The organism is Moorena sp. SIO2C4 (assembly GCF_010672485.1).
Classification (GTDB): Bacteria; Cyanobacteriota; Cyanobacteriia; order Cyanobacteriales; family Coleofasciculaceae; genus Moorena; species Moorena producens.
Map to the genome: position 1 here is coordinate 1 of NZ_JAAHGN010000631.1, position 4,369 is coordinate 4,369.

The 4,369-nt window shown below is 41.6% G+C and carries 4 protein-coding genes and 1 pseudogene; 2 read left to right on the forward strand and 3 right to left on the reverse strand.

The genetic code is table 11. The annotated features are described in order from the left end of the window. Positions 1-22 precede the first annotated feature (22 nt). Together F6K20_RS25970 and F6K20_RS25975 are read right to left on the reverse strand one after the other, a co-directional pair. Positions 23-1,594 (reverse strand): Eco57I restriction-modification methylase domain-containing protein, encoded by a 1,572-nt coding sequence (locus F6K20_RS25970; protein ID WP_287296568.1) that lies wholly within the window; start codon positions 1,592-1,594, stop codon positions 23-25. Positions 1,595-1,631: 37 nt separating this feature from the next. Further along, positions 1,632-2,954: a tetratricopeptide repeat protein gene (locus F6K20_RS25975; protein WP_008184941.1), complete on the reverse strand. Its 1,323-nt coding sequence runs from the start codon at positions 2,952-2,954 to the stop codon at positions 1,632-1,634. Between the two features lie 234 nt (positions 2,955-3,188). On the opposite strand from F6K20_RS25975, the gene F6K20_RS25980 reads away from it, so the two are divergent. Continuing rightward, positions 3,189-3,938, forward strand: coding sequence for an SDR family oxidoreductase (locus F6K20_RS25980; protein ID WP_008184943.1), 750 nt, complete (start codon positions 3,189-3,191; stop codon positions 3,936-3,938). Between the two features lie 17 nt (positions 3,939-3,955). Further along, entirely contained in the window at positions 3,956-4,114 is a 159-nt protein-coding gene (locus tag F6K20_RS25985; RefSeq protein WP_154659810.1) for a hypothetical protein, read from the forward strand. Positions 4,115-4,154: 40 nt separating this feature from the next. On the opposite strand, the pseudogene F6K20_RS25990 reads toward F6K20_RS25985, so the two are convergent. Further along, positions 4,155-4,369 (reverse strand): annotated as a pseudogene (locus F6K20_RS25990) (ATP-binding protein); the annotation flags it as partial.

Here is a 4,369-nt window from a genome sequence, read left to right on the forward strand (position 1 = left end):
TTAGCATTCTTTGAAGATTCTCTTAAATACTTTGCCACTGAGGAAGTCTGATTCGCCGCAAGTATTGTGCTTGAAAGCGAAGATACCCTCCCCTGAGCTGAGTTGAGTAAATAGATACAAATAGTTTAGCTATACCTGATTTGAGAACTGTTTGAAGTGCCTTTAAGTCCCACTCTTGTGAAGTAATGAAATAAAGGTTATGATGGGGGTATAATTTTCCATCTTCATAGACAATATGTGCTTTGGATTTAATATCAGGAATTAGCAGTTTAGGGTAAGCGGTCAGGCTGGGATAAATTCTATCAATTGTTCTGTACCAATTCTTGGGATTTTTCTTGGCACAGTTCCGTTTCAAAATTGTATCGGAATGTTGGGCAAGGTAACTTGCCAGCTTGGGATAATTTTCAAGTTCAACTAAAGAACCATTGTCGTGAAATGGGTTGATAACACCAAGGCCACCCCACTTGATAATACCAGTTTTAATATCTTGTGTCTTGACTAAAGGCAATTTTCTATCGGGTTCAACCTCCAGTTTTTCAAAGGGCCCAATGTAAACTTTATCTGCTCCGGTCGCTACACCAATGCCTACCTTACAACCAACGTCTTCTAAACTAGGAAAGTCTTCTTCCAGGCGACGAACCACCATAAGTTCTTTAACAGAATCTAGAATCCATGGTTTTGACCCATTTGTTACACCCCTAAGCTCGATGATACCACTTTCCGGAGAAATAGAGTCAGCACAAAAATTTTGGGCTAGTTTCTTAAGTGTGTTGTATTCAACTAATGGTCGATGAGCAACTCGAACAACTTCGGACTTTTGGCACTTGATGACTGTAATGGCAGGATAAGCACTAACTTCAGTGCGAAACGCCTGAGTATCGACCATATCAATATAGTAAGCAAGATGATAATGATCAGAAACCATTGCTCGTAGTAGCTTACCGTATTTATTCTTTAGCCATCGATTTGCACAAATAAAACCTAAAACCCCTCCAGGTTCCAGACTACTTAGGGCACGTTCAATAAAAGGGACATATAAATCTGCTCGATCATATATAGTCTTATATCTGGCTCGATACTCGGCCAAGAGAATATCTGGAATCAGCTCTTGCCGAACATAAGGCGGATTGCCAACTGCATGAGTAAATGAACCTGGTAAATCTACAAGTAGGAAGTCACCTTCAATCAGCCAGGATGTTAGCAATTGATAGGCATCATCTTTATTAATTCCATGGTGCTGGAGCAACCTTAAAAGTTTAATTCTGGTATTTTCAAAGCTTTGAGAATTGATCTCAACTGCACGAATAGAATTGTGGAGACTATCAACTAGTCTGACTTGATTAGAATCATGGGCACCATAAGCAGTTAACAGTCGCTCTACAATCGGAACAAGAAAGTCACCATCACCAATCGAGGGTTCAAGTATCCGATAGTCTGGCAAAGGGCGATCTACGGTATAACCTGTCAGGTCAAGAATAAACTCTACAACCTCACGTCGGGTAAAAATTGCTCCTCGTTCCTCACTACTCTTTGCTGCAAAGCTTCCGACAGCAGAGGAAAAATCAAATAATGGCAAGCTTAGTTGCTGTTCCATTGTGACCGAACCATGACTTGTGGTATTTTAAGGTATATCAGTTTCTTAGCTCAATCAGTAGTCTAGCAATATGACGTTGAATGTTTTCCCAATCTTCGGGAAAGTCGTCACGGGTAAAGATTTCTGAGGCATTTTCATAGCATGCGATCGCATTTTCCAGATTCTCTGTAGTCTCTCCTACTATTCTGTTGCTGTAAGCATTACCCAGGTTATATAGGGTCCTTGCCCACTCTTCGGGGAAGTCTGGTTTGGTATAAACCTCCAAGGCTAGTTGGTATTGGGCAATAGCAATTTCAAGGTTATCAGCCCGGTCTCCACGGATTCTGTCACTATAGGCTATGCCCAGGTTGTTGTGAGTACTTGCCCAATCTTCCGGGAAATCTGGTTTGGTGCGAACGTCCAAGGCTAGTTGGTATACTTCTATGGCAATTTCGAGATTATCACCCCGGTCTCCACGGATTCTTTCACAGTAGGCATTGCCCAGGTTATAGTGAGTCATTGCCCAATCTTCGGGCAAGTCTAGTTTAGTGCGAACGTCTAATGCTAGTTGGAATGCTTTAATAGCTTTTTCGAGATTATCAGCCCGGTCTCCACGGATTCTTTCACAGTAAGCTATGCCCAGGTTGTTTTGAGTACTTGCCCAATCTTCCGGGAAGTCTGATTTGGTATAAACCTCCAAGGCTAGTTGGTATGCATCTATGGCTTTTTCGAGATTATTAGCCCGATTGCCACGGATTCTGTCACAGTAGGCATTGGCCAGGTTGTTTTGAATAGCTGCCCAAATTTCCGTGTTACTGTGATTAGTAAAAACCGTTAGCATGGTTTGGTAACCAGCAATAGCGATTTCCCTATTATTGGCTTGATTACCCAGTGGAAAATCGCTGATCAGGGTGCTGAATTCCCAGATAGTATTAGCGATTTCTGTTGCTGTTTCTGGTTCCGCTTCTGAGAGTTTAGCACTTGCCCAGGTTTGCAGGATAGGGATAAAATTATGATCGAGTTTGTCTAGGTTTGCTACCAGGAGTTGGTAGACAGCTTCGCGGTCGCCTTTGCTGTCTGCGATTGCTAGCAATACTTCCTCTAAGAATTGCTGATAATCTTCCGATGAAGCCTTAGCTGAAGTAAGGGTTTCTGAAATTGCCAGACCCTTTAAAAGCTTACTCCTGATCCGCCGTAAAAAGTTAGCAGCATTTTGCTGACCCTTTGCTGTCAGATAGTCTGCTGATTGTGCCATTACCTGTAAGAATTCCGCATCCACTAACTCGCGGTTGCTATTAAGAAGTTGGACTTCTTTGCCCTTGGGACAAGTTAGGAGTTGGTGGAGCAAGTTGAGGTATGCTTGTTTTCTTTGTTTGTCCATTGTTTATTACCCCTGGGTCAGCTGTCAGCCTTCAGCTGTCTTGGTTGTGGGAGCATGTAACTTATGCAGAACATTTGTACTAAATCTTTAGCCCCCTCATTGGTTTAAGCTTGCTCTGATGGTACATAGTTGATCTGTTCTGCAACTTTGAGTTGCTTCCTTTGGTTGTTACTTATATAATAGTATTTTATAAATAGTATTTTAGACACGCTTATCCTGCCTGAGATATCAACAATGGAAGAACTAAAAAATAAAGTTGCATTAATTACTGGTGCTAGTTCTGGTATTGGTCGAGCAACGGCGATCGCCTTTGCCAAAGAAGGTGCAAAAGTTGTGGTTGCTGCCCGTCGAAGTAAAGAAGGAGAAGAAACGGTTGATTTAATCAAAAAAGTAGGTGGAGAAGGTATTTTTATCCAAACTGATGTCACTCAAGAAGAACAGGTTAAGAATTTAGTCGAAAAAACCGTTGAAATCTATGGTCATCTTGATTGTGCTTTTAATAATGCTGGTTTCGCTGTAGGAAATCCAATTACTGAAGAAACAGTAGAAAATTATGACCAAGTCTTTAATGTCAATGTTAAAGGGGTATTTTTATCTCTGAAATACGAACTATCCTATATGTTAAATCATGGAGGGGGAGCAATTGTTAATTGTGCTTCTATTCTAGGTTTGGTTGCTTTAGCACCAATATCTCTTTATACCGCTAGTAAACACGCAGTATTGGGCTTAACTAAAACAGCGGCTTTAGAGGTGGCACAGTCTAACATTCGTGTTAATGCCGTATGTCCCGGTGTAATTGACACAGACATGGCTCGTCCTTTCTTCCCTATTCCTTTCTATCAAGAGTTTATTAAAAAACATCCTATGGGTCGAGTAGGCAGAGAAGAAGAAGTTGCCAATGCTGTAGTTTTTCTGTGTTCAGATAAAGCATCTTTTATTACAGGAGAATTTTTAGCTGTAGATGGAGGTTTTCTCGCTCAATAGATGTAGGAGCTGTAAGCATGCAGCGGTCAGCGGTCAGCGGTCAGCGGTCAGCGGTCAGCTCAGAGGGCTCCCCCAAAGGTGGTGCGTACGGGGCGGATTATCCCGATCCGGGCGTTGAGGCCAAAAATCAGAGGCTTTCCGCCCCTAACGCACCCTACGTAACTACTCATTTCTAAATTCTAAATTCTAAATTCTAAATTCTAAATTCTAAATTCTTCATTCTTCTTCATCTGACTGCTCTGACGGAGGCAAAAGTAGAGGATTTCCTTGATATTCCGCTGCTTTATCCGTAGGTAAACGACGCACTAAGTCAAATTGGATTAATTTATCTAAAATCGGTAAAACTTGAGTAAACTGTTGAGCTTTAAGACGCTTGAGGTCATCCATGGTTACGTTTTCATCGGATAGCACCCCTTTTTCTAAAACTAAGA